The sequence below is a fragment of the Paenibacillus mellifer genome, assembly GCF_023195895.1.
Classification (GTDB): Bacteria; Bacillota; Bacilli; order Paenibacillales; family Paenibacillaceae; genus Fontibacillus; species Fontibacillus mellifer.
Genome location: NZ_JALPRK010000013.1, coordinates 31,861 through 57,284, shown reverse-complemented (window position 1 = coordinate 57,284; position 25,424 = coordinate 31,861). Strand labels below are relative to the sequence as shown.

19 protein-coding genes and 1 pseudogene are annotated in these 25,424 nt (G+C 53.6%); 13 read left to right on the top strand and 7 right to left on the bottom strand.

The features are described from left to right. Positions 1 to 24 precede the first annotated feature (24 nt). The 4 genes from M0651_RS14625 to fadR form a co-directional block, all read right to left on the bottom strand. A complete protein-coding gene (locus tag M0651_RS14625; RefSeq protein WP_248552484.1) occupies positions 25 to 1,833 on the bottom strand; it encodes an ABC transporter substrate-binding protein in 1,809 nt (602 codons plus the stop codon). A 390-nt stretch (positions 1,834 to 2,223) separates the two neighbouring features. Continuing rightward, positions 2,224 to 3,216: an electron transfer flavoprotein subunit alpha/FixB family protein gene (locus tag M0651_RS14620; protein WP_248552483.1), complete on the bottom strand. Its 993-nt coding sequence runs from the start codon at positions 3,214 to 3,216 to the stop codon at positions 2,224 to 2,226. A gap of 20 nt (positions 3,217 to 3,236) precedes the next feature. Further along, on the bottom strand, positions 3,237 to 4,007 hold the full coding sequence (locus tag M0651_RS14615) for an electron transfer flavoprotein subunit beta/FixA family protein (RefSeq protein ID WP_248552482.1): 771 nt from the start codon (positions 4,005 to 4,007) through the stop codon (positions 3,237 to 3,239). 71 nt (positions 4,008 to 4,078) lie between these two features. Then, entirely contained in the window at positions 4,079 to 4,663 is a 585-nt protein-coding gene (fadR, locus tag M0651_RS14610; RefSeq protein ID WP_248552481.1) for a fatty acid metabolism transcriptional regulator FadR, read from the bottom strand. A 284-nt stretch (positions 4,664 to 4,947) separates the two neighbouring features. Here fadR and M0651_RS14605 point away from each other — a divergent pair, with 284 nt between their 5' ends. From M0651_RS14605 to M0651_RS14575, 7 genes are all read left to right on the top strand, one after another. Beyond that, entirely contained in the window at positions 4,948 to 7,137 is a 2,190-nt protein-coding gene (locus M0651_RS14605; protein WP_248552480.1) for a (Fe-S)-binding protein, read from the top strand. A gap of 28 nt (positions 7,138 to 7,165) precedes the next feature. After that, entirely contained in the window at positions 7,166 to 9,562 is a 2,397-nt protein-coding gene (locus tag M0651_RS14600; RefSeq protein ID WP_248552479.1) for a 3-hydroxyacyl-CoA dehydrogenase/enoyl-CoA hydratase family protein, read from the top strand. A gap of 23 nt (positions 9,563 to 9,585) precedes the next feature. Further along, the gene (locus tag M0651_RS14595) at positions 9,586 to 10,773 is read left to right on the top strand and encodes an acetyl-CoA C-acyltransferase (protein WP_248552478.1); all 1,188 of its coding nucleotides are present in this window, start codon (positions 9,586 to 9,588) and stop codon (positions 10,771 to 10,773) included. A 17-nt stretch (positions 10,774 to 10,790) separates the two neighbouring features. After that, the gene (locus M0651_RS14590) at positions 10,791 to 12,575 is read left to right on the top strand and encodes an acyl-CoA dehydrogenase FadE (RefSeq protein WP_248552477.1); all 1,785 of its coding nucleotides are present in this window, start codon (positions 10,791 to 10,793) and stop codon (positions 12,573 to 12,575) included. A 26-nt stretch (positions 12,576 to 12,601) separates the two neighbouring features. After that, positions 12,602 to 14,290, top strand: coding sequence for an AMP-binding protein (locus M0651_RS14585; protein ID WP_248552476.1), 1,689 nt, complete (start codon positions 12,602 to 12,604; stop codon positions 14,288 to 14,290). Between the two features lie 80 nt (positions 14,291 to 14,370). After that, positions 14,371 to 14,787, top strand: a complete 417-nt coding sequence (locus tag M0651_RS14580) for a PaaI family thioesterase (protein WP_248552475.1) — start codon at positions 14,371 to 14,373, stop codon at positions 14,785 to 14,787. Between the two features lie 84 nt (positions 14,788 to 14,871). Next, positions 14,872 to 15,951: a glycosyltransferase family 4 protein gene (locus M0651_RS14575; protein WP_248552474.1), complete on the top strand. Its 1,080-nt coding sequence runs from the start codon at positions 14,872 to 14,874 to the stop codon at positions 15,949 to 15,951. Positions 15,952 to 16,018: 67 nt separating this feature from the next. On the opposite strand, the gene M0651_RS14570 is transcribed toward M0651_RS14575, so the two are convergent. After that, on the bottom strand, positions 16,019 to 16,789 hold the full coding sequence (locus M0651_RS14570; RefSeq protein WP_248552473.1) for a YheC/YheD family protein: 771 nt from the start codon (positions 16,787 to 16,789) through the stop codon (positions 16,019 to 16,021). A 177-nt stretch (positions 16,790 to 16,966) separates the two neighbouring features. On the opposite strand from M0651_RS14570, the gene M0651_RS14565 reads away from it, so the two are divergent. The 5 genes from M0651_RS14565 (at position 16,967) to M0651_RS14545 (ending at position 22,765) form a co-directional block, all read left to right on the top strand. Further along, positions 16,967 to 17,413, top strand: coding sequence for a MarR family winged helix-turn-helix transcriptional regulator (locus tag M0651_RS14565; protein WP_248552472.1), 447 nt, complete (start codon positions 16,967 to 16,969; stop codon positions 17,411 to 17,413). Positions 17,414 to 17,440: 27 nt separating this feature from the next. Next, a complete protein-coding gene (locus tag M0651_RS14560) occupies positions 17,441 to 18,730 on the top strand; it encodes an MFS transporter (protein WP_248552471.1) in 1,290 nt (429 codons plus the stop codon). Between the two features lie 105 nt (positions 18,731 to 18,835). Beyond that, positions 18,836 to 20,395 (top strand): spore germination protein, encoded by a 1,560-nt coding sequence (locus M0651_RS14555; RefSeq protein ID WP_248552470.1) that lies wholly within the window; start codon positions 18,836 to 18,838, stop codon positions 20,393 to 20,395. Between the two features lie 12 nt (positions 20,396 to 20,407). Continuing rightward, entirely contained in the window at positions 20,408 to 21,643 is a 1,236-nt protein-coding gene (locus M0651_RS14550) for a Ger(x)C family spore germination protein (protein WP_248552469.1), read from the top strand. 24 nt (positions 21,644 to 21,667) lie between these two features. Further along, complete coding sequence (locus M0651_RS14545; RefSeq protein ID WP_248552468.1) at positions 21,668 to 22,765, top strand: GerAB/ArcD/ProY family transporter; 1,098 nt, start codon at positions 21,668 to 21,670, stop codon at positions 22,763 to 22,765. An 11-nt stretch (positions 22,766 to 22,776) separates the two neighbouring features. Here the strand turns inward: M0651_RS14545 and M0651_RS14540 are convergent, their stop codons facing one another. Together M0651_RS14540 and M0651_RS14535 are read right to left on the bottom strand one after the other, a co-directional pair. Next, positions 22,777 to 23,634, bottom strand: a complete 858-nt coding sequence (locus M0651_RS14540; RefSeq protein WP_248552560.1) for an SDR family oxidoreductase — start codon at positions 23,632 to 23,634, stop codon at positions 22,777 to 22,779. A 144-nt stretch (positions 23,635 to 23,778) separates the two neighbouring features. Continuing rightward, positions 23,779 to 23,955, bottom strand: a complete 177-nt coding sequence (locus M0651_RS14535) for a hypothetical protein (protein ID WP_248552467.1) — start codon at positions 23,953 to 23,955, stop codon at positions 23,779 to 23,781. Positions 23,956 to 24,264: 309 nt separating this feature from the next. Here M0651_RS14535 and M0651_RS14530 point away from each other — a divergent pair. Continuing rightward, positions 24,265 to 25,422: pseudogene (locus tag M0651_RS14530) on the top strand (family 8 glycosyl hydrolase); the annotation flags it as partial. Positions 25,423 to 25,424: the final 2 nt, after the last annotated feature.

The window sequence follows — 25,424 nt, the reverse complement described above, 5'->3', positions numbered from 1 at the left end:
TGCCAAACGCTTTGTTATATCCGTTTATCTCGCTGTGGGAGCGGAGGTCAGCCAGATGTCCTTGAAATCCATCCAACCGAGGTTGTTAATCACAAGTCCGCGGATCGAGGGGTGAACGTACGTGTTCAACATACCATGAACCAGAAAGGTGACCTGCGCCTCTTCCTGCAGCCGAAGTTCGATCTGCTGCAGCAGCGCTCGACGCTTCTCGGGCCTGCTCGACGCAAAAACCTCATCCACGATACAGAACACCCAATGGCTCAACTCCGGTGGCATATGCAGCCGGATGAAGCTGTCTTCCTGCAAATAGCTCTCCAGCTCACATACCTCATCTTCCGCGAATACGAGGCACATCAGGATCGCATCGGATTCCCGCGCAGCCGATTTCGCCATCTCCGCTTTGCTGTGGTACATCACTTCAACCGGTATTCCGATCCCCGCACATTGCGACTTAATCCATTCGGCTTCCTCGCGTTCGAGATGATGGGCTGCAAGGCGGATAGGCTCGCCCGTATATCCGGTTTCCTCCAGCAGCTGGCAGGCAGCCGCCGGGTCGTGACGGTGGATCCCGAGCGTCGTGTCTTCGGTCGGCTGGAAGCTGCGCGCTGGATAACCGGATTTACCGGAAGCTCGGATCATTCCGGGGCGGTCGATCACCAGGTTCACCGCTTGCCGGAATGCCAGCGATTGCTGCGGTCCAAGTCGATTGCGGTTCCAGGAGATCAAACTACAACCTCGACTTAACGTCTCGATCCGTTTCCAATCGTCTTCAGCCCGGGCGGGAACTCGCGAATCGTTAACAATCAGCTGCTCCCACTTCAGCTTAGAGGAATTCGGGATATCGTCAGGCAGGAAGACCAGGGTTACGCCGTCCAAATAAGGTCGACCGAGAAAATATCCGGCGTGTACTTCAAGCTCCATCCGGTTCGGGCTCCAATGCGTAAGCCGGAAAGGGCCGGTCCCGCTCGGAAACTGCCAAAATGCGGTTTCGTCCTTGGTGAGTAAATCGGCAGGAAGGACGGAGGCACAAGATGAGCAGAGCAGGCGGGGAAGCAGCCAATTCGGTTGAAGCAACGTGAACACGACCGTTCGCGAGTCCAGTGCTTCGATACGTTGTAAGGTCGACATGAGCCAACGGTTCGTTGAATTCTCCTTTAACCGAGAAAAGGTGAAGACGACGTCCTCGGCGGTGAGCTCTTTTCCATGATGGAAACGAACGCCTTTGCGCAAGTGGAACGTCCAGGAGGTGCCTGTTTCGTTGGACTCCCAATTGTGCGCGATCATGCCGGAGACTTGACCTTGGTTTTGATCATATTGAACTAGACGGTCGAAGAGTTGACGCACGAGATGGGAGTCGAAGCCGTAAAACAAATGAGCGGGATCCAAGGTAAGCGGGGCTTTGTACACCGGCAGGCGGAATATGTCCCGGCAGCTTTGGCCCGCGGCCAGCTGCTTTTCCACGCCAAACTGGTCATTGAGCCATTGAATGAACCGTTCCCTTGCATGGATGTCTCCCTCATGCTGGTGCAGGAATTCGAAGGCTGACCGGTATTCCCCTTTTTTCGCTAGTTTTTGGGCTAGTTCGATGATGAAATTCTCCCGGTTTGCCCGAAAAACCAAACGCGAGCGATGCCCGCGCCCTCGCCCGGGTGACCACTCGATGAGACCCTCCTCCTGTAACTTGCGGATAATCAGCTTCACATTCCGCTCCGTACAATGAAATAGCTTCGTTAGCTCCTCCAGCGCCACCTCGATTTCGCGGGGCTCCGCCCAATCGCCGCCTATCTTGGAATAATGATCAAGCAGTACCATATAACGCTCTGCGGTCAACACCCTGATACACCTCCGTTGGACTCCCGCTTTTCATTTTTGTACACAAAAGGGGAAATGACTTTGGAATAGTATACTCTTTTTCTTCCTGCTTTTGAAGAAGATAATGGAAATATCCAGAAGGGCAGATGCAACCGCCCGACAGGCAAGGAGGTTGTCCTATGAATTACGAGGAGTTTTACCGGAGGGAAAGAGAGATCCAGGAGTTTCATCAGGTATTGAAAAGACCTGGCGGACCCCTATGCTTTGGGAGGAGAGGCGTTTCTGAACGTCCGCGAAAAGTCCGCACTAGAACGGGCAGCTTTGGCAAGGTGCTGCGGTCATTTTTTCAAATGTTCCAATAACTCCAAACGTTGAAAAATGCCTGCATCGGAAGATGCAGGCATTCGTATCTTAGGAGGTGCGTTCAGCGAAGACCTCCTTGAATTGCTCGGTAAGCAAAGGGACGACTTCGAACAAATCCCCGACGATCCCGTAGTCCGCTACCTTGAAGATCGGCGCCTCAGGGTCCTTGTTGATGGCGATGATGATCCGCGACTGGCTCATACCAGCCAAATGTTGGATCGCACCGCTGATCCCGCAGGCGATGTAAATTTCTGGAGTGACCACCTTGCCGGTCTGGCCGATCTGCAGCGCGTAATCGCAGTAACCTGCATCGCAGGCGCCGCGTGAAGCGCCGACAGCTCCGCCGAGGCAGTCCGCTAGTTCTTCCAACACCTTAAAACCTACAGCACTCTTGACTCCGCGGCCTCCGGATACAACGATCTTTGCCTCGGTGAGATCGACCTTGCCGGACACCTTGCGCACTACGTCTTTAAGGATGGTTTGCAGTGTCGAAGGCGGAGTGAACTCCAGCGGTACGATTGTGCCTGCAGCAGCGGCTGGGGCAGCGGGGGCGAGGTTGTTGGGACGAAGAGTTACGACTCCGGTGCCGTCAGTCAGAATGGTTTGTTCAAAGGCTTTGCCAGCGTATAACGGACGTGTAAATGTAATGCGGTTCCCGTCTTTATGAATAGCTGTAACGTCAGAGACTTGCCCGCAGGCAAGCCGAGCGGCGAGCTGGGGGGCGAGATCTCGGCCGATGGCCGTATGCCCAAGCAGAATCAGTTTCGGTTCATCCGGCAGTGCGTTCAACGCTTGTATCACCGCTTCGAAGGCCAGCTCTGGCTGATAGGTATGGAGTTCGGCATGATCGATTACCAGCAGTTGGCCCTCGATATAACGAGCCAGCTCAGCGGCCGCGTCATCCAATTGGTGACCAAGCAGTACAGCCGAGAGGTGATCGCCATCCTCCCGCAACAGATTGGCGGCGTGAAGCGCTTCCAAAGAAACCTGGCGAAGTTTCCCTTCCTTTGTCTCGACGATCACCACGTACGATTTACTCATGATTAACGCCTCCTTATGATTTAAATGACCTTCGCTTCGGAGCGCAGCAACCGAACCAATTCCTCCACTTGCTCGCCCGGTGTGCCGGATATCAGCTTGCCGGCTTGGCGTGCCGGCGGCAAGGAGATTCCAAGTCGCTGCGTTTTTGGCGTAATCTCGTCTTCGTTTAGTCCAAGATCGGTCAAGGATAACTCGCGGAACGGCTTCTTCTTCGCTTTCATAATTCCGGGAAGGGAGGGATAACGAGGTTCATTTAATCCTTGTTGCGCCGTCAATAAGGCGGGCAGTTTCACTTCGAGCGTTTCAGCATCGCCTTCAGCATCCCGCACGACGGTGGCTTGCTCTCCATTCACGGTGAGCTCGGTAATCGACGAGACGTGAGGGAGATCAAGCAGCTTTGCGAGTCGCACGGCGACTTGACCGGCCCCATTGTCAACCGAGAAGTTACCGCCCAGGATGAGGTCATAACTTTGCGTTTGCAGGAAAGCGGCGAGCAGACGGGAAATCCCGTATTCGTCCGTATGAATCGCCTCCGTGGCGATCCGGACAGCCTCGTCAGCGCCCATCGCTAACGCGGTGCGCAGCGCTTCCGCCGCTCGGTCCGGTCCGGCCGACACGACCGTTACCGAAACGCCATGTGCCTCTTTCAGGCGCAAAGCTTCCTCTACCGCGTATTCGTCATAAGGATTGATTACGAACTTAACCCCGTCCTCACTGACCTTTCCGTCGGTGATCACGATTTTTTCCTCCGTGTCGAAGGTTTGTTTCAGAATTACAACCACATGTTGCATGCTTGCCATCTCCTTTCAAGGTAAAAGTAGAATGAGGCAAAACAGAAACTGAAAACCGAGTTTGCGGAGGGTTATTTCTTAATTGCACGCAGAAAAAAGTCTACGGTGTTCTCCACCTGACCCGTAAGGGAGTACTTCATGCCTGAAATAAGCCAGGAGGTGACGACCTCGTCCAGCGCTCCGAAAATCAACTGCCGAGAAAGCTTCGTATCCAGGTTGGTGCGGAACGCGCCTTCTTCGATCCCTCTTTTCAGGATATGCTCGATTAGGGTGATATAGGGCTTCACGGCAACGCCGATCGCTTTGCGCAGCTCGAGGGAGCTTTGGCGCAACTCAATTTGAGTCACATATGCAAAATGCACGTTCTGTTCCAGATGGGTGAAATGAATTTCGCATACCTTTCGTAACGCTTCCTCGGCCGTGTTCGTTTCGCGAATGCTCTGATGGAACAACTCGACGAGCTTGCCCAGCCGATCCTGGAAGAGGGAAATCAGGATATCTTCCTTATTTTTGAAATATAAATAAATCGTACCGTCCGCAACGCCGGCTTCCTTGGCAATTTTGGACACCTGGGAGCCGTGAAACCCGTTCTCCGCAATGACTTTTTCCGCCCCATCCAAAATCATTTCAAATTTTTCCTGTTTCCTACTTGTCATCGGGCCACCTCAATGTTAAAATTTAAAACAGCTGAATGAACCGTCATTCATTTTCTTAATCTTAGGGGAACAACACCTTGGTTGTCAAGGTTGAATCCTTAAGATTTTAATTAAATTCCAATTTGTAAACGCTTACCACAGTTGTCCTACTCTAGAACTCATCGCAGTCGCAACAACTAACCCCCAACCATGAACAACCATCCAACAACGATCTGAACAAACCATTCAGGAACACTACTCGATCCAATGACAAAGAGTTATCCAAAAGGAGGGACGTGCGAATCATGATCACGTTTTGGTTAACGCTGAACGCGTTACTGTTCGCCGCTGTCACAGGATACGCCGTGTATTTGTTCTACCAAGCGGTATTCCGCCGATTCCTTTATCTACGGCTCGGCCGACCGATCGATTTCCGAGCAAGGCGGGGAGGCGCCCAAGGCGAGTTCTGGTCGCAAGTGTTTGGGCAGAAGAAGCTGCTCAAGGACCGCAAAAGCGGGTTGATGCACATAGTTGTGTTCTACGGATTTATCGTGCTGCAGTTCGGGGCGATCGATTTGATCGTCAAGGGATTGTCGCGCGGAGGTCATCTTCCGCTGCCCGCCTATGATCTGTTCGGGTGGTTCCAGGAGTTCACCGCGCTGGCGATTCTGATCGCCATGGGTTACGCCGCTTACCGTCGTTATATCGAAAAGCTTCCCCGTTTGAAGAAAGGTTGGAAACCCGGCATCGTCGTGATTTTTATTTACTCTCTGATGGCTTCGGTTCTGTTGTCGCTAGCTTTCGAACGCGTATGGATGGGGCTTGAATTTTCTTGGTACAGTCCTGTATCCTCGGGCATCGCCGCCGTGTTCGCCGGTTTGCCTGCCGCCACTGCGGAAGTCGTCTTCTATGTGTTCTGGTGGCTGCACTTATTGATCTTACTTACCTTTCTCGTCTATGTGCCACAGTCGAAGCACTTCCATCTCATCACCGCACCCCTCAATATTTGGCTGCGCCGCCGGGAACCGCATGGCCAACTGCAGAGCTTGAACCTTGAAGACGAAGAAGCAGAAAGCTTCGGCGTTGGCAACATCGAAGACTTCACGCAAAAGCAAATGCTCGACTTCTACGCTTGTGTGGAATGCGGCCGTTGCACCAGTGTATGCCCCGCGGCCAGCACCGGCAAAACGCTGTCGCCGATGCATCTGATCACGAAGCTGCGTGATCATCTCACCGAGAAGGGCGCTGCGGTAACAGGTAAATCGCCTTGGGTGCCGGCGAATGTGTTCGGCTCCGCCAGCGTCCATACCGTAGCGGCGGGTGCAGGGGACGCAGTTGTACCAGCCTGGAGCCGCGCTTCGGGCATCACGGATATCCGTCCGACGCTGGATTGGCAGAAGGCGACCTGGCAACCGATCGCCCAGGGCAAAGCGGTAACCGATCTCGAACTGGTCGGCGATGTCATGACCGAGGAGGAGATCTGGGCTTGTACGACTTGCCGCAATTGCGAGGATCAATGCCCGGTTGGTAATGAACACGTCGACAAGATCGTCGACCTGCGCCGCCATCTCGTTCTGATGCAGGGCAGCGTACCCGCAGAAGGGCAGCGCGCATTGCAAAACATTGAACGCCAAAGCAATCCCTGGGGCATCAGCCGGAGTGACCGCGCGGCCTGGACCGGCGAGCTGGAGGGCATTCCCGTGCCGACCGTCAAGGATAATCCGTCTTTCGAATACTTGTTTTTCGTCGGCTCGATGGGCTCCTATGATCTGCGCAGCCGTAAAGTGACGCAGGCGTTCGTTCGGCTGCTGAACGAAGCTGGAGTCAATTTCGCCATCCTCGGCAATGAGGAGCGAAACTCCGGGGACACGCCCCGCCGGATGGGCAATGAGCTTCTGTTCCAGCAGTTGTGCCAGGAGAACATTGCGACGTTCCAACGGTATGGGGTACGCAAAATCGTCACCGCTTGCCCGCACACATTTAATACGTTGAAAAACGAATATCCCGAATTCGGTTTGGAGGAGGTGGAAGTGCTGCATCATACGCAGCTGCTCGAGCAGCTAATCCGTGAGGGGCGGTTGAAGCCGGCCCACCGGGTGAGCGAGCGGATCGCCTACCACGATTCTTGTTATCTCGGGCGGTATAACGGTGTCTACGACGCACCTCGTGAGGTGCTGAGGGCAGTTCCCGGCGTGGAACTGGTCGAGATGGCTCGGTCGCGGGAGAACGGGATGTGCTGCGGCGCCGGCGGGGGGCTGATGTGGATGGAGGAAAACGCCGGTAAACGGATCAACCTCGCCCGAACGGAGCAAGCGCTGGAGGTCCGCCCCAGCATGATTAGCAGTGCCTGCCCATACTGCCTGACGATGCTGGAGGACGGTACGAAATTGAAGGAAGTGGACGGCCAGGTAAAGGCAAGAGACATCGCAGAAATCCTGGAGCTCTCGGTGTTTGGCGAACAGGCAGCCGAGCCGGTCCCCGTATTATCGCAATGAAATTCCAATGTCATAGGAGGTAGATCAAATGAACAAACGGATCCGGAAAGCAGCCGTAATCGGCTCCGGTATCATGGGCTCCGGCATCGCCGCCCAGTTGGCTAACGCAGGCATCTCTTGCCTGCTGCTTGACATCGTCCCGCAGCGGTTAACCGACGCGGAGATGGCCGCAGGACTTACGCTCGATCATCCGTCCGTACGTAATCGCCTAGCAACGGCGGCGATCGCCGGCCTCTTCAAGACGAAACCTGCCCCGCTATATGACAACGCTTTCGCTGAGCGGATTACGCCTGGCAACCTGGAGGATCACCTCGCACTTATCGCCGATGTGGATTGGGTGATCGAGGTTGTCGTCGAGAATCTCGAGGTCAAGCAGAAGCTGCTCACCCAGGTGGAACGTCACTGGAAGCCGGGAACGATCGTCAGCTCGAACACGTCGGGCATTTCGATCAACGCGATGACGGAAGGGCGGTCCGAGGAGTTCCGGAGTCATTTTCTCGGCACTCATTTCTTTAATCCGCCGCGGTATATGAAGCTGCTGGAGATCATCCCCGGACAAATGACCGATCCGGAGCTGATTCAAGACTTAAGCCGTTTCTGCGAGCGCACGTTGGGCAAAACGGTCGTACTCGCCAAGGATACGCCAAACTTCATCGCCAACCGGATTGGCACTTACGGGCTGCTGGTTACTTTGCGCGAGATGGAGGAGAAGGGGTACACCGTCGAAGAGGTGGACGCTGTCACCGGACCGGCGATGGGACGCCCGAAGAGCGCGACCTTCCGTACCTTGGATCTGGTCGGTTTGGATACGTTCCTTCATGTGGCCGATAACGTGTACGCGAACGTGAAGGACGAGGCGGAGAAGGTGGTGTTTGCCGCGCCGGAGTCGCTCAAGCAGATGGTATCCCGCGGTTGGCTGGGTGAGAAGAGCGGGCAAGGGTTTTACCGGAAAATCAAAGGGGAACGGGGGAGTGAGATCTTGTCTCTGAACCTCCAGACAATGGACTACGGCCCGCAGCGCAAGGTGGCGTCGGCTTCCTTGGAGGCCGCTAAGCTGGCGAAAGGCGCGGCTGCCAAAACAAAAGCGTTGCTCGGTGCCCAAGACCGCTACTCGCAGTTAGCCTGGGACGTACTCAAGCAGGTGTTGATCTATTCCGCCGCCAAGATGGGCGAAATCGCAGACAGCATACGCGAAATAGACGAGGCGATGAAATGGGGTTTCAACTGGGAGTTAGGGCCGTTCGAAACATGGGATGCCATCGGTTTGGTCCGCTCGGTTGAGAAAATGGAAGCAGAAGGGCTGACGGTGCCGGCTTGGGTTAAAAATTGGATCGCCGAAGGGAATACCTCGTTCTATAAGAAAGACGGCGGCTCCCTCTTTCAAGCCGCAGTTGGCGGGTATACCCCCGTTCAGCTCCCGCAGGAACAAATTTCGCTTCGCGATCTGAAGTCGCAGAACAAAGTTGTTCGCAGCAACAGCGGCGCCAGTCTAATCGACCTCGGCGACGGCGTAGCTTGCCTAGAGTTCCATTCGCCGAACAATGCGATCGGCGCGGATATTTTGCAGATGATCTCGCACAGCATGGACGAAGTAAGGGATAACTTCCAAGGTCTAGTCATAGCCAATCAAGGGCGTAATTTCTGCGTTGGCGCCAATCTGATGTTGCTCTTGATGGAAGCGCAGGATGAGGAATGGGATGAAGTCGACGACATTATACGACTGTTCCAGAACACGATGTACCGGTTGAAGCGGTTCGAGAAGCCGGTAATCGCCGCACCGCATCGCATGACATTGGGCGGTGGAGTAGAGGCATGTATGCCGGCCGATCAGGTCATTGCCACGGCCGAAACGTATTACGGGCTCGTTGAGGTCGGCGTCGGCCTGATTCCGGCAGGCGGAGGCTGCAAGGAATTGGCGCTGCGGGCCAGCCATCAGGTTTCCCTTGCCGAAGCCGACTTGCAGCCTTATCTCAATCATTATTTCCAAACGGTGGGTACCGCCACCGTCTCAACCAGTGGCCATGATGCTAAACGGCTAGGTCTGCTTAAACCTTCCGACCGGGTCGTGCTGAATCCCGACCATACGATCTATGAGGCGAAGAAAGCCGTCCTGAAGCTGGCGGGAAGCGGGTATGAGCCGATTCCCGAAACGAAGTTCCGCGTCGTCGGCTCCGAAGGGAAAGCGGTGCTCCAGCTGGGCGCACTTGGCATGCATGAGGGCGGGTACATCAGCGACCACGATCTGCTGATCGCTAACAAGCTGGCCCATGTGCTTGCTGGCGGCGACGTGCCGGCGGGAACGTATGTGACGGAGCAATACATGCTTGATCTGGAACGCGAAGCATTCCTGAGCTTATGCGGCGAGCCGAAGACACGTCAGCGCATGCAGCACATGCTGAGAAAAGGAAAACCGCTGCGGAACTAAATGAGGGGGAGAGTGAGTAGACGATGAAAGAAGCTGTGATCGTATCGACAGCCCGAACGGCGGTGGGTAGAGCCAAGAAGGGCAGCTTGACCCAAACACGCGCCGACGATTTGGGCAAGATCGTGTTGGAGGCAGCAGTGGAGCGTGCTCCCGGCCTTAGCAAAGCGGATGTTGAGGACATCATTATCGGCTGTGCGATGCCGGAAGGGGAGCAGGGGCTGAACTTCGCGCGCATCATGGCGTTATACGCCGGGTTTCCGGTAACGGTGCCGGCATTAACCATCAATCGCTTCTGTTCTTCCGGATTACAGGCCATCGCTTTCGCGGCAGAGCGGATCATGCTCGGGCAGGCGGATGTGCTGATCGCCGGGGGCGTGGAGAGCATGAGCCACGTGCCGATGACCGGCTTTAAGGTATCACCGAATCCGCGGATCGTTGCCGAGCTGCCGGAGGCTTATATGGCCATGGGCCACACGGCGGAACGCGTGGCGGAGCGGTTTGGCGTCTCACGCGAGGATCAGGACCTCTTTGCTTTGAACTCGCATGTGAAAGCCGCCCGGGCGATTGCCGAAGGCAAGTTTAAGGAGGAGATCGTACCGTTTGAGGCGGAGCAGCGCAGTCTCGATGAGCGAGGGAAAGTCAAAGTGAAGCGGTTTGTCTTCGACACCGATGAAAGCGTACGGGGCGACACGACCGCGGAGGCTCTAGCCAAGCTGAAACCAAGCTTTAAGCAAGGAGGGACCGTGACAGCTGGAAACTCGTCACCGATGAATGATGGGGCGGCGGCCGTCGTGGTGATGAGCCGAGAGAAGGCCGAAGCGCTTGGGCTTCAGCCGCTGGCTACGTTTCGTTCCTTTGCAGTGGCCGGCGTAGAGCCGGAGTTGATGGGCGTAGGCCCGGTGAAGGCCATTCCGAAAGCGTTGTCCGCTGCGGGCATTACGCTGGACGATGTGGATCTGTTTGAAATCAACGAGGCGTTTGCTTCCCAATGCTTGCACGTCATACGTGAGTTAGGCCTGGATGAAAACAAAGTGAACGTGAACGGCGGGGCGATCGCACTGGGGCATCCGCTCGGCTGCACGGGTACCAAGCTGTCGATTTCGTTGATTCATGAGCTGCGCCGTCGGGGCGGCGGGTATGGAGTCGTGTCGATGTGCATCGGTGGCGGCATGGGTGCGGCAGGGGTATTAGAAGTTCATCCCATTAATTAAATAAAGGAGAGGATCGCATGAGTAACGAAACGATGGAGAAAATCGCAGGCGGCAGCTTTGTCATCGCGGACATTGACTTCACCCAGGTTGTCACACCGGAGGACTTCAGCGAAGAGCAACGGATGATTGGGGAGACGACGGAGGAATTTGTGAAGACGGAAATTCTCCCGCGGGACGAGGAGATCGAGCATCTAAATTATGAATTGACCGCCGATTTGCTGCGCAAAGCGGGTGAGGTTGGACTGCTTGGCGCTGACGTACCCGAGGGATACGGGGGCATGGGGCTGGATAAGGTCAGCACGACACTGATCAGCGAGAGACTGACCAAAGCTTCCTCGTTTGCACTTTCAGCCGGGGCCCATGTCGGGATCGGGACGCTGCCGATCGTGTACTTTGGAACCGAAGCCCAGAAGCAGAAGTATTTGCCGAAGCTGGCGACAGGCGATTTGCTCGCGGCTTATTGCCTAACAGAGCCTTCCTCGGGCTCCGATGCGCTGGGAGCCAAAACCACCGCGGTTTTGTCGGAAGACGGAACGCATTATATTTTGAACGGTACCAAGCAGTTTATTACGAACGCCGGTTTCGCCGACGTATTCATCGTTTACGCCAAGGTGAACGGTACGGACTTTAGTACATTTATCGTGGAGCGGAGCATGGAGGGAGTCAGCATCGGACCGGAAGAGAAAAAGATGGGGATTAAGGGCTCCTCTACGTGCCCGTTGATCTTGGAAGACGTCAAGGTGCCGGTTGACAACCTTTTATGGGAAGTCGGCAAAGGCCATCTAATCGCCTTTAACATCTTGAACATCGGGCGTTTCAAATTAGCTGCCGGATGCTTGGGTTCCTCCAAAGATGCGATCGAATATGCTTCGAAATACGCCAATGAGCGGACCCAATTCGGGCAAAAAATCTCGTCTTTCCCGCTGATCGGTAAGAAGCTGGCGGAGATGAATACGCGCACGTTCGTGCTGGAAAGTATGGTGTACCGCACCGCTGGCCTGTTTGACGTTGGTTTGGCCGACGTGGATCACGGCAGTGCCGACGTGGGTTATCAATCCGCCAAGGCAATCGCCGAATATCAGCTGGAATGCTCAATCAACAAAGTATTTGGTTCAGAGTCGTTGGATTTCGTTGCGGACGAAGGGGTGCAAATCCACGGCGGTTACGGATTTACGCAGGAGTACCGGATCGAGCGGATTTACCGTGATTCGCGGATCAACCGGATTTTTGAAGGCACAAACGAAATCAATCGTCTTCTGATCCCCGGCAGCTTGGTGAAACGTGCAATGAAAGGTGAACTGCCGCTGCTTCCCGCCGCCCAGAAGCTGCAAGCGGAGCTGATGGAGCCGATGCCAAGCCGGACGTTCGAAGGGACGCTTGAGGAGGAAGCACACCTGCTATCCATGTCCAAAAAAATCTTCCTGATGGCCGGGGCTCAGGCCGTGCAGAAATATCAGCTGAAGCTAGAGCGCGAGCAAGAGGTGCTGAGTCACTTGGCGGATATCATGATCGCCATTTATGCGATGGAAAGCGCGCTGCTCCGCACGCAGAAGATCATTGCAAGTGCGGGTGAAGACAAAGCGGAGCTGCCGATTGCGATGACGAGTGTGTTTATCCACGAAGAATTCGGTAAGATCGAAGCTTGGGCCAAAGAGGTGTTAAGCTACATGGAACAAGGGGACCTGCTGCGTACTCAGCTATCCATCCTCAAGAAATTGACAAAGCGTTCGGCGGTGAATACGCTGTCATTAAAACGGCAAATCTCAGCCAAAGTGATTCAGGCAGAGAAATACGTTGTGTAAAATTTGCGAGGTTGGGAGGCTGGCGTATGACAAGGAAACCTTGGCTGAAGTTTTATCCCGCTGAAGTACCGCCCACCTATGACTATCCAAAGCAAAATCTCGCTCATTTCCTGGAACTTTCCGCTGATCGGTATCCCGAAGTCACGGCTCTGGAATTCATGGGAAAGAAAATGACGTACCGCGTTTTGTTGGAACAGACGTACCGGTTTGCGAATGCCCTGCGAAAGCTGGGCATTCGCAAGGGCGACCGGGTAGCCATCATGCTGCCCAATTGTCCGCAGGCCGTGATTGCTTATTACGGAACCTTGATGATGGGCGGCATTGCGGTGATGACAAATCCGCTATACATGCCCAGGGAACTGGAGCATCAGCTTAACGATGCCGGCGCGCGCGTGATGGTCACGCTCGACCCGCTCGTCGAACGCGTGAGGACAGCGATGAAGCTGTGCCCCCTGGAATACATCATTGCAACATCGATTAAGGATTATTTGCCGTTTCCCAAGAACCTCTTGTATCCAATCAAAGCGAAGAAAGACGGAATGGCCGTTCATTTGAACTATACCGACCAATTGCTGGCCTTCCCGTTGTTTCTGACCAGCGGAAGTCCAGAGCCTTGTCATGTCGAGCTCGATCCCGAACAGGACTTAGCCTTATTGCAGTATACCGGCGGGACGACGGGGTTTGCCAAAGGTGTCATGCTGACGCATATGAATTTGGTGGCTAACACGATTCAGAATCAGCTTTGGTTCTACCGTTCGCGCTTGGGGAAAGAGAAATACTTGGCCGCGCTTCCTTTCTTTCATGTGTTTGGAATGACGGTGTTACTGAATCAATCGGTGGCTTTAGGCGGTACATTACTGTTGCTGCCGCGTTTTGATATCAACCAGGTGCTGCAGGCGATCCATTCTAAGAAACCTACGGTCTTCCCCGGTGCACCAACGATGTACGTGGCCATCATTAACCACAAGGACATCGCGGGGTACGACTTATCCTCGATCAATGTATGCGTAAGCGGCGCAGCTCCACTTCCGTTGGAGGTCCAGACTCGGTTTGAGGAAGTGACCGGAGGGAAGTTGATTGAAGGTTACGGTTTGACGGAAGCTTCACCGGTTACCCACGCCAACAATATTTGGGAGACACGGAAGAGCGGGTCGATCGGCATCCCGTTTCCCGACACCGACGCGATGATTGTGCATCCGGACACTCTCGAGGAGGTTCCAATCGGTGAGATCGGGGAGCTTGCCGTCCGGGGACCCCAGGTGATGCGGGGATATTGGAATCGTCCGGAGGAGACGTACAAGACGCTGCGTGACGGCTGGCTGCTGACCGGAGACTTGGGGCGGATGGATGAGGACGGTTTCTTCTACATCCTGGATCGTCGCAAGGATTTGATCATCGCTGGGGGGTACAACATTTACCCGCGCGAAGTCGAGGAGGTGCTGTTCGAGCACCCCGATGTGGAGGAGGCGATCGTAGCCGGTATTTATGATCCGTACCGGGGCGAGACCGTCAAAGCCTACATTGTGTTGAAAGAAGGCAGCGCACAGGATGCGGATGCAATCAAGCGCTGGTGCAAGGAGAAGCTGGCCGTCTACAAGGTTCCGAAGGTTTACGAGTTCCGTGACAGTCTACCCAAGACGCTTGCCGGTAAAGTACTGCGCCGCAAGCTCGTAGAAGAAGAAGCGGAACGCCAGAAACCGCCGCAAGCGAATTAAGCGAAGGACCGGTTGGATTTGAAGTCTGTACACCGATGACGAGAAGAAAACATGCGGCCAAAAGAACGGGAGGTCATAAAATGAAAGCGGATTCAGAAGGGCTGCCGCAGCGCCTGGAGCTGTGGAATCAAGCCGCGGTTGGCTCGTTCGTCGATTTTCTCGGCTGCCAGGTAGAGGAAGCGAACGAGCACAGGGTTGTTATGACTTTGGACATCCGTCCGCATCATCTGAATTTGATCGGCATCGTTCATGGCGGCGTCCATGCAACGCTGATCGATTCGGCCATGGGACTGCTGGCGATGATCGCCAAACCGGAAGCGAGCGTCGTTACAACGAATTTGAATCTGAACTATGTGGCTAAAGCCGAACAGGGACGGATTATCGTGACAGCAGAGATGGTCCACGTCTCTCGCAAATCGGTGACAACGATGGCGTATGCCCGGCTGGACCAAGGGGAAATCTGCGCTTTTGGGACGGGAACGTTCCGCGTGACCTGATCGCTTAGGTGATTGCCTCGGTGCAGGCGGCTCGAAATGTGCATATGGTAAATAGACGCAAGCCATACGCGCAAGGAGGAGCCTATGAACCTATTATTGGTGGCGCCCGAGCAAATTCCGGTTCCCGGCAGCGGTTCGGTGGAAATCAGCATGCTGGCCATCGCCAAACAGCTGGCGCTTAACCACACGGTAACCCTGATTAGTAGAACAGGCCGAGGTCTGCCGCAAGTTAGCCGAATGGGGAGCTTAACGATCGTTCGTGTGAGGACCGGCAGCCCAAGCCGTTATATCGCGTCGGTGCTTCGATATATCCGGGGACGGCGTTACGATCTGATCCAAGTAGATAATCGTCCGCATTACATGGCCAAAATCAAGGCCGTATTTCCGCATACTCCCGTAACCCTATTTCTGCATTCTTTAACGTTCGTAAAACCGACGGCGCGGGTAAACGAAAGCCTAGGTAAAGCGGATTTGATCATCGCCAACAGCGATTCGCTAAAAGCGAGTTTGGCCGCACGGTTCCCTCGTCATGCGGGCAAACTCCGCAAGATACATCTAGGCGTCGATACCGGCAGGTTCAGACCTGCAGGGGGGAGGGGCAGCCAATCAGGCAGCCGGTTCCGCGTGTTATTCGCTGGCCGAGTGATTCCGCGAAAAGGCGTCCCGGTACTGATCCGGGCGGTGGGACTCGCGCGGAAGGAGTATCGGGCCATCGATTTGACGGTGATAGGCCGAGGCCGGCCAGGCTACATGAAGGAACTGAAGCGACTGGCGCGGGCCAAGGGAGTTCCGGTGAAGTTCGCCGGGAAAATCCCTCATCAAGCCATTCACCGTAATTTCCGTTCGGCCGATCTGTTTGCTTGTCCTTCCCAGGAGCATGAAGCGTTTGGACTTGTGAATGTGGAAGCAATGGCTTCCGGGCTTCCCGTCGTCGCGTCCCATATCGGAGGGATTGGGGAGATCGTCAAGCATGGAACTAACGGGTACCTAGTGGATGCGTATACGAGACCAGAGGAGCACGCCAAATGGATCGTGAAGCTGGCCCGAGATCGTGAGCTGGCGGGTAAGTTGTCCAGGCAAGCGCGGAAGGATGCCGTAGAGCGGTTTAGTTGGAAGCAAACTGCCGGTAAATTGATGGGGATCTACAGACAGTTTGGCACTTGAACAAACGAATACCGGACGGAAGGCATCGATAGGATGCCACTTCCGTCCGGTTTCGTTTGTTTTTTGCTTATTTATATTTGCCATATGCCCGGGCATATTTCATGATCGTACGAAAGAGCCGCTTGTCTTTCAGTTTACGGAAGATGAATGGGTCTGGGGAAGTGTTGACCTCCAAGATCCAGGGGCGCAGCTTCTGGTCAATGGCGACGTCCACCCCGATCTCACGGAGCCCGGGAAAACTGATCTTCAAGTGATTGGCTATATCCTCACCAAAATCCTGCAGCGTATACATGTATGAATTGAGGCGAGAACCCTTCAGATACGGCGAGAGCAACTTCTCAGCAGCTACGAGTTTTCCTTCGCTGTGATAGTTGGTGACGATCTTCTTCGGATGAGCTAATCTTCCGATGATCCCTGTTGTAGTCCAGACTTTCTGCGGGGTGCGCTGGACCATAACGCGCAAGTCAAATCGGCGTTGGTCGTATTTGAGCAGGTCGATACCTTGCTGGACGAGGTAGCTTCCACGAAGTTTATGCTTACACATCGATGTGTACAACTCGTCAAACGAACCGCAGAAACGTATGGTTTTCTCCCGCTGATATTGGTAACTCCCCTGCCGCTGGTGGGGTTTGTACTCGACTCGCATGACCCCGTTTCCCCAGGTGCCGTTCACGGGCTTAACGTAGACCATTTTATATTTCATCAGCATATTCAACAGATGCTCTTTACTGAACCGGCGTGTTTCGGGGAGGTAGGACCGCAGCTTGCTGCTTTCCATTAAGACTGCGTTTTTTTTCCATTTACTCGTGATATGACGCGGATGCCGTGAAGATTTCATAAGTGAATATCCCCTTCAAGTTCGTATAGGGTAGTGTATTCCTTCGTCTTGAAAAGGGAGAAGATAATCACCTACCGAACCGGAAAATAGACACCTTTAGGTAGGTCGTCATTTGACGTAATTAGTTCACCGGCATATAATTGTTATGACAACTATATGAGAGAGGACGAATTGGGTATGACGACGGATCATTCGCAAAGCGAACTGGCGGTTGGATTTATCATGGGTGTCGCTTACCGGAAAATCGCAGCCTTACTTCAGCACCGGTTGAAAAGTTATGAGATCACGCCGGAGCAGTGGTCGGTGCTGAACCAGATCGATAGAGCGAACGGCTTGATCCAGAAGGAGATCGCAGATCGCACCGGGAAGGACAAGCCGACGACAACTCGAATCATCGACCTTCTGGAGAGCAAGGGACTCATATTTAAGCAGGCGGGGAAGCAGGACCGCAGATCCTTTCTTGTCTACAGCACAGAGCGAGGGAAAGAGATTATCCGAGAGACGTTGCCGATCGAACAAAGCGTAACCGAAGAGGTCAAGGGGATCATGAGCGGAGAGGAATATGAACTGCTGATGGAGCTGCTTCAACGGATTCAAATTCATCTCAGCGATATAGAGAAATAAGAGCAAGGAGAAGGAGAGAGAGAAGATATGAGTTTACCATCGAATTTACAAACTGAATCGGAACGACTTTGGACGAGATCGTTTATTTCATTAACGATCTCTGCTTTTTTGTTGTTTTTAAATTTGCACATGTTATTGTCTACATTCTCGTCTTATGTAAAAAGTGAGTTTTCAGCCAGTGATCTTCAGGTTAGCCTCGTGACCAGCGTGTTTGCCGGGTCGGCCATCCTTACTCGTTTTCTGGCGGCGGGGCTCTTGCGTAAACTATCGCCCAATGTGCTATTGTTCATCGGTTTAATTATTGCGGCCGTGGCGACGGGGCTTAACAGTGTTGCCGGATCGGTAGAGGGTCTTTTGCTAGTAAGGGCCGTCTACGGGATCGGCTTCGGTATCGGTAGTACGTTGCTGCCAACCTTTGCCTCGCGGATCATTCCGCTCCAACGTATGGGGGAAGGCATCGGATACTTCGGGTTATCCAGCAGCCTGGCGATGTCGATCGGTCCGATGATCGGCTTGAACGTCATGCGGGAGTTGGGTTTTGGCACACTCACGCTGATAGGAACTACTGCTGTTCTGCTGATGTTTCCATTGTTGCTGCTAACTCGAGCACTTCCCGCAATTCGGCCGATGAAAGTGACGGAGCAGCGGCGTTCTAGTGCGACGCAGGGCGGAGAAGGAACCAACGCGAAACAACGTCCGTCGTTTAACCGTGGGCTTGTGTTTCCTGCTCTGCTAAACATGATTCTAGCCATCACCTACAGCGGGCTCTTGAGTTTTATTGCGTTGTTTGGCGAGTTCATCCATTTGGAGCAGGTCGGATTATTTTTCTTGTTTAACGCAGTAACCGTGGTTCTCATTCGTCCGATTTCCGGCCGAATCTTTGACGCCAAAGGTCACGCCGCCGTCCTGATCCCGGCTGCGGTCTGCGTCATTGCAAGCATGCTCATCCTGTCCTATACGACAAAGCTGCCACTGTTAATCGTATCGGCTCTCCTTTACGGACTAGGTTTCGGCGCGATTCAGCCAACGATTCAAGCCTGGATGCTTCGTACCTGTAAACCAGAGCAATACGGGAGTGCCAACAGTATGTTTTATAACTCCATGGATTTGGGTGTCGCTGTTGGCGCCGTTATTCTTGGAGCTATTGCTTCCGGGACTAACTATGCCGTAATGTATCGATATTCTGCTGGATTTATGGGATTATTCCTGGTGTTTTATCTCGCAGTACAGATAGCGAAACGAACCCGACGGTCGAAGCGGGAAGGCTCCATGCACGATAAACCATCGGTTGCCAACGTACAAAGCTCCAGCTTTTAGCTGGGGCTTTTTTCTTGTATTTATCAACGGGATCGTTCTGACGCATACATAATTTGGATAAAGCACATAATACAAATTACTACGCTTAAGATCCGGAGGCACGGCATGAGAAGAGTCAACCGAAATCGTCCGCCCCATATCCGGCGGAAGAACAAAGCGGAGGGAATCGTGGATGGGCTAAGTGAAGCGGCTGATCGACCATTAGGATGTTCCCCCGCTGAAACGGTCGTACTGATTCAAGAAGCATTGGGGAGCAGCCCGGATATTCACATCCGCAAAATGGCGAACGATACATTTGTCATCAGTTATATCGACAGCTTGATTGATCCCCAATTGTTAAGCGAACTGATGGGCAACCTTGAATCGATGCTTGAAGAAGGGGAAGAGGTCCGTTCGACAGAGCGGTTTGCGGATTCCATCAGCGCGGGAAGCGTGAAGGTGGCGAGCACAGGACGAGATATGCTGACCGGGATGCTATCCGGAGCAGCGGTAGTTCTTGTCGACGGAGTGGAAGGAGCAAGGGTTGTATCCATTTCTGGAGGTTCGCGGCGGTCCGTCGAAGAGCCGTCTTCCCAGACGGTGATCCGCGGGCCGAAGGAAGGCTTTACGGAAGATATCTCAACGAATCTATCGTTGCTCCGTAAACGGCTGAGAACGCCAGATTTGCGTTTTGAAAACCGTGTAATTGGCACGTATACCCAAACTCAGGTGGTCGTGGCTTATATTCGAGGAATCGCCCAGACGTCCGTGGTGGAGGAAGTCTTGAAACGGCTGGATGCCATCGATACCGACAGCATTCTGGAGAGCGGGTATATCGAGGAATTTATTCAGGACCGCGCGTTTACTCCGTTTCCGACAATTTTAAATACCGAGCGTCCCGATACGGTGGCCGGGTCTCTTTTGGATGGGCAGGTCTCCATCCTGATTGACGGTACTCCCTTCGCCTTGATCTGTCCGGTGACGTTCTTTAAGTTCTTTCTATCCAGCGAAGACTATTACCAAAGGTACGATATTTCTTCTTTTCTGCGAAATATTCGTTTGTTTTCCTTTCTGGTCGCGATGCTGCTCCCTTCCCTGTATATTGCGGTGACGACATTTCATCCGGAGATGCTCCCCACCACGATGCTGATCAGCGTTGCGGCCCAGCGCGAAGGGACGCCGCTACCGGCGTTGCTTGAGGGGATGCTGATGGAGATTACTTTCGAGGTGATTCGAGAAGCGGGCGTTCGCATGCCTCGGGTAGTAGGTCCTGCGATCTCGATCGTGGGTGCGTTGGTACTGGGCCAAGCGGCTGTTCAGGCTGGACTCGTCTCCGCCGTTATGGTCATCATTGTGTCGTTTACGGCCATTGCCAGTTTTGTGATCCCGACGTTTGCCATGTCGGCGGCCGTTCGGTTAATCCGTTTCGGCCTCATGTTTTTAGCCGGGACTTTTGGCCTTTATGGCATTCTGTCCGGCGTGATCCCTCTTCTCATGCATCTGGTATCGCTTCAATCTTTTGGCGTTCCTTATTTCCTGCCGGTCGCACCGCTAAATTGGTCCAACATTAAGGATGTATTCATCCGTATGCCATGGCCCAGAATGAATAAGCGTCCTGATTTCATCAGTCTCCATAACCAAGTGAGGCAAGGCTCCGGCCCGGAAGAGGGACAATCTGAACCGTAGGAGAGTGCTCAGATGCGCCGTATTCTGTTATGTTGCGCAGCGATCCTAGTGTGCTTGGCGACGGCGGGCTGCTGGAACCGTTCGGAGTTAAACGAATTGGGCATTACCGTTGCCACCGGCTTTGACCGCAGCGGAGTAGACTGGGAAATGACGTACCAGGTCATTGTGCCGTCGGCAAGCGGTGCGAGCCAAGGCGGAGGAAGCTCTGGCGGCTCCCAGCCTAGCGTGTATGTATTCTCGACCAAAGGCAAAACGATTCGCGAAGCTGCTGACCGCGGTTATACGGAAAACCCGCGCCGCTTGTATTTCGGACATACTGAAATCCTCGTAATCGGGAAGGAAGCGGCTGAGAAGGGAATCGAGCAAATTCTCGATGTCTATTTTCGCAACATTGACGCTCGCGAGACAGTACTCGTTGCAATTACGGACGGGAAAGCTAGCAATATTATGCGGAAGATGGTCCCGCCGGAGAAAATTCCAGGAACGGCGTTGGCCGATATTTTGCGGAAGCAAAATAGCTTCTCTTCTTATTTCCCGATCGTTAATGTCTTTCGAATGGCCCAGAAGCTGGTATCAGATGCCCAGACGGTCGGAGTGCCTGAGATTATTGTTACCCCCGGTGACCAGAAAGTGCTGGAGTCTCTTGACGTGAACAAAACTACATCGCCGCCCGTGAAGATGAAGGTTGAACGATTAGGTGTCTTCCATAAAGACAAATTGATCGGTTATCTTAACCGGAACGAAAGTTATGGCATTTCGTGGTTAACAAACCAGGTCAAAGGCAGTACGCTTTCGTTCTCTTGCTCAGGCGCTCACACCAAGAAAAAAGACGGAACGGTTCGGATTACCAGCGCCAAAACCAAGGTGACGCCGGTACGAGCAGGAGAACATTATCATATGCACGTGGAAACTGAAGCGAGCGGGGATCTACTGATGGAATATACTTGTCAAGAGGATTTATCCAAGCCAAACAGCATTGAAGGCATTGAAAAGGCGATCGCGTCGGAGATCGTTTATTCCATCGAAACGGGATGGGAAGCGAGTCGAAAGCTTCGGGCTGATTTACCCGGATTCGCCGATAAAATTCACCGCAAAGATCCGAAAGCATGGAAGAGGCTGCAAAACAACTGGAGCGAAGAGTTAGCGCAAATTGAGTTGGAGGTCCAGGTCAAAGTGAAGTTGCAGCGTCCCGGCTTAACCAAGAAATCATTCGACACCTTGCTGAATCAAGACAACAGGCAAGAATGATCCGTAGGAAAGAGGGTAAACTTCATGAATTTTGCTAAGAGTCGGCTGCCGGAGTTTATCGCCAGCTTTGCGTTGTTTGAAGTCGGTAGCACCACCTTGTTCCAGATCGGGGCCGAAGCCAAGCAGGATGCTTGGTTGGTGATGCTCGTCGCGGCGTTGGCTGGATTGCTGCTGCTCTTGATGCATCTGTTCATTCACCGCCTCGACCCGAAACGGGATTTGTACGAATTATGCCTAACCTACTTCGGCAAGGTCGCCGGTATGTTTTTTGGTAGTATTTTTGCGGCGTATTTCGCCTATGAGGCTTCGCGCAACCTGAGAGATTTAGGTGAACTCGCCTCGTATGTGCTATTAAATCGAACCCCGATTGGGATCATTATCCTGATTGCCGCACTGGTGATTGCCAACAGCGTCCGATATGGAGCCAAAGTGGTGTTTCTAAGCTGCCTGGTGATGATTCCATTTATTATCGTGAGTTATTTCGTGCTCATATCGATGATTGCCGGCGTGGGTCTGATTCATTTCGAGAATATGCTGCCCGGGATGGAGAACGGGGTATTGCCGGTGTTGAAGAACGTTCCGGACGTCATCGCTTTCCCGTTTGGACAGACCGTGTTGTTTCTGGTCTTCTTTCCGATGATCCATCAGCAGAAAAATATGCGCAGAGCGGTTCTGGTCACCTACGGGTTAACCGCGATATTTCTCATTCTCGTTAATCAGATGAATGTTCTGGTTCTGGGGCCTAAACTGGCTGAGACGGTAACCTTTCCATTGTTGCAGTCCGTCCAGCTCATCGAATTGGTTGAGGTCTTTGAAAGAATGGATATTTTGTTTGTGCTCGTTCTGTTTATCGGTCTGGGGACGAAGCTGGTTCTCTTCTATATTGGCGCGGTTGCGGGAGGCTCGCGAATTACCGGCACCCCTTATAAGAAGTGGGTGATCCCATTTGGGATCGCCATTTTTGGGATGTCGTTTATTTCCCCCAATTTTACGCATCATTTGTGGGTTGGGATCGACGTCGTCCTGAAATGGTACCCCATCATCCAAATAGGGTTGCCGGTTATCCTCATGATACTTATGCTGGTTCGCAAAAATAAAAGGGGATCTGATGTCGCTTCGTAAAAAGGAGCTAATTATTTCCCCTTGCGTGTCAGCTCGGAGAGACGGTTCCATGCCTCCTCGGTGACCTCGGCAAGATCGTTGAACTGGCCAGCGCCCCGCAACCATTCGCCGCCGTCTATGGTGATGACCTCACCATTAATATAGGCTGCGGCGTCCGATATAAGGAAGGCGGCTAGGTCCGCCAACTCCTCAGGGCGTCCGGTCCGGCCTAGAGGAATGCGTCCCAACATCTTTGCTTCAAGCTCCGGCGTAGGGGACAGGCGGGACCAGGCTCCTTCGGTCGGAAACGGACCGGGAGCTATCGCGACCTGGCGAATACCGTAGGGTGCCCATTCGACGGCCAGCGATCGGGTCAGGGCTAACACACCGGCTTTGGCAGCTGCAGAGGGAACGACGTAACCCGAACCGGTTGATGCGTAGGTGGTAGCGATATTCAGCATCGTCCCGGAGTGGTCCTGTTCAATCCAACGTTTCCCAACTTCCAATGTCATGTAAAACGTGCCGTGTAACACAATGCCCAGCACCGCATCAACAGCTCGTGGCGACAAACGTTCGGTTGGGCTGATGAAATTGCCGGCTGCGTTGTTGACCAGCACGTCGATGCTCCCGAAATGCCGCCATACCGCGTCGACACAGGCGCGTACCTGTTCGGGATCGCGTACGTCGCAGGGCAACGCGAGCACCTCGCCGCTGCTGCCTTCCATCATTTCCTCCGCCGCACTGCGCAATACCTCCTCGCGACGTCCGCAGATGGTAACCTTGGCCCCAAGCTGCAGGAACCGTTCCGCCATAGCCCGGCCCAGTCCTGTGCCGCCGCCGGTTACCAGGATTGTTTTCTCCTTCAGCAGGTCCTTCGCAAACGCTTCCATCATTCCACGCTCCTTGATCCATTTTTGCTACTGATACAAAGATATTCGCCTGCCAAGCTTATTATCCTGTTCCCTGGGGGCGAATTCAGGCATAAATAAGCAGGACCCATGCGGGCCCTGCGGACAGCTTCGTGGAAGTGCCGATTATTTCGCGGAATCCGTGTCGGTGAACGGTACCGGTTTGGCTACCCATTCATCCGCTTCCGGTTCGATATCCACGCCGTTCTTCATTTTCTTCTTCTCGGCTAACGAATCGCCTTGCTGATCTAGCTTGTTACGCAGCTCGGCCTCATCGCGGGTTTGTCCATTTTGATGTTCCATGTTGATCCTCCTTATGTCGGTCTGCTAGGGTGGTTAGTACCTTCATTAGGGTATCCCGATCGCTGCATTTACAAACATCCTGTTTCGGGAGGGGCCGTCCGGTTTATTATCGTAGTGATTTGTAATAAAATACAAATAAGACATCCTTGCTGCTTCATGATAAGCAATTCCGAAGACGCTTAACGAAAGATGAAGGTTTGCACTTTCGATTAGAGGAGGAATGAGATGATGCTCCAAAAGGTTTGTCTTTTGTTGTTATGCCTGTTTGTTACGGTCTCAGTAGGGGCGATAGGTCCGGCTTCACCGGCTTCCGCCGTCGGCGAACTGAAACCTTTCCCGCAGCAGGTCAGCTATCCGGGCGTCTTGAAGCCCAGCCACGTGACTCAAGCCGCGATGAATCAGGCGGTTACAGCCTACTATGATTATTGGAAATCGACTTATCTCGAGAGTAATTTGGCTTCCTTGCCTGGCGGTAATTACGTGAAGGGGAATATCACCGGCGATCCCGATGGTTTTACGGCACTGGGCTCCTCGGAAAGCCAAGGTTACGGCATGATTATCACCGTGCTGATGGCCGGATATGATCCAAACGCCCGGGCGATTTATGACGGGTTGTTCCAAACGGCCCGCGCGTTTAAGAGCAGCGGCAACCCGAACCTGATGGGCTGGGTTGTGGCTGACAGCAAAGCGGCCCAAGGACATTTTGGCTCGGCCACCGACGGCGACCTCGATATTGCCTACTCGCTGATTTTGGCGCATAACCAATGGGGATCGGGCGGGTCCGTAAACTATCTGCAGGAAGCGAAGAAAATGATCACCGACGGCATCAAAGCCAGCTACGTAACGACGGGGTACCGTCTGAATATAGGCGATTGGGACGGCAAGGACGCGCTAAATACGCGCCCATCCGATTGGATGTTCAGTCATCTGCGAGCCTTCTACGAGGTGACCGGAGATGAGACTTGGATTCGTGTCATCGATAATCTATACGAGGTGTACCAGCAGTTTACGGCAAGTTATTCGCCGAATACGGGACTCATTTCCGATTTTGTGGTTGGGAATCCGCCGAAGCCGGCGCCGGAGTGGTATTTGGACGAATTCAAAGAAACGAATCAATATTCCTATAACGCCAGCCGGGTTCCGCTACGCATCGTCATGGATTATGCATTTTATGGAGACCCGCGGGCGAAAACACTAGCTGATAAAATGGCGGGCTGGATCAAAGGCAAAACCGGCGGATCACCGGCAAACATCAAAAACGGATATAAGCTGGACGGCACGGCCTTCGGCGATTATGCCACCGCGGTGTTCGTCTCACCTTTGATCTCAGCGGGAACCGCGAATCCGGCTAACCAGGCGTGGGTGAATGCCGGCTGGGATTGGATGAAGAACAAGAAAGAGGATTACTTTAGCGATAGCTACAATCTGTTGAATCTACTGTTCCTGACGGGCAACTGGTGGAAACCTAG

Bases quoted from the DNA above. Each gene is read 5' to 3' on its own strand.
- M0651_RS14620 (WP_248552483.1), bottom strand. From the start codon at position 3,216: ATGAGTAAATCGTACGTGGTGATCGTCGAGACAAAGGAAGGGAAACTT.
- M0651_RS14615 (WP_248552482.1), bottom strand. From the start codon at position 4,007: ATGCAACATGTGGTTGTAATTCTGAAACAAACCTTCGACACGGAGGAA.
- fadR (WP_248552481.1), bottom strand. From the start codon at position 4,663: ATGACAAGTAGGAAACAGGAAAAATTTGAAATGATTTTGGATGGGGCG.
- M0651_RS14605 (WP_248552480.1), top strand. From the start codon at position 4,948: ATGATCACGTTTTGGTTAACGCTGAACGCGTTACTGTTCGCCGCTGTC.
- M0651_RS14600 (WP_248552479.1), top strand. From the start codon at position 7,166: ATGAACAAACGGATCCGGAAAGCAGCCGTAATCGGCTCCGGTATCATG.
- M0651_RS14595 (WP_248552478.1), top strand. From the start codon at position 9,586: ATGAAAGAAGCTGTGATCGTATCGACAGCCCGAACGGCGGTGGGTAGA.
- M0651_RS14590 (WP_248552477.1), top strand. From the start codon at position 10,791: ATGAGTAACGAAACGATGGAGAAAATCGCAGGCGGCAGCTTTGTCATC.
- M0651_RS14585 (WP_248552476.1), top strand. From the start codon at position 12,602: ATGACAAGGAAACCTTGGCTGAAGTTTTATCCCGCTGAAGTACCGCCC.
- M0651_RS14580 (WP_248552475.1), top strand. From the start codon at position 14,371: ATGAAAGCGGATTCAGAAGGGCTGCCGCAGCGCCTGGAGCTGTGGAAT.
- M0651_RS14575 (WP_248552474.1), top strand. From the start codon at position 14,872: ATGAACCTATTATTGGTGGCGCCCGAGCAAATTCCGGTTCCCGGCAGC.
- M0651_RS14570 (WP_248552473.1), bottom strand. From the start codon at position 16,789: ATGAAATCTTCACGGCATCCGCGTCATATCACGAGTAAATGGAAAAAA.
- M0651_RS14565 (WP_248552472.1), top strand. From the start codon at position 16,967: ATGACGACGGATCATTCGCAAAGCGAACTGGCGGTTGGATTTATCATG.
- M0651_RS14560 (WP_248552471.1), top strand. From the start codon at position 17,441: ATGAGTTTACCATCGAATTTACAAACTGAATCGGAACGACTTTGGACG.
- M0651_RS14555 (WP_248552470.1), top strand. From the start codon at position 18,836: ATGAGAAGAGTCAACCGAAATCGTCCGCCCCATATCCGGCGGAAGAAC.
- M0651_RS14550 (WP_248552469.1), top strand. From the start codon at position 20,408: ATGCGCCGTATTCTGTTATGTTGCGCAGCGATCCTAGTGTGCTTGGCG.
- M0651_RS14545 (WP_248552468.1), top strand. From the start codon at position 21,668: ATGAATTTTGCTAAGAGTCGGCTGCCGGAGTTTATCGCCAGCTTTGCG.
- M0651_RS14540 (WP_248552560.1), bottom strand. From the start codon at position 23,634: ATGGAAGCGTTTGCGAAGGACCTGCTGAAGGAGAAAACAATCCTGGTA.
- M0651_RS14535 (WP_248552467.1), bottom strand. From the start codon at position 23,955: ATGGAACATCAAAATGGACAAACCCGCGATGAGGCCGAGCTGCGTAAC.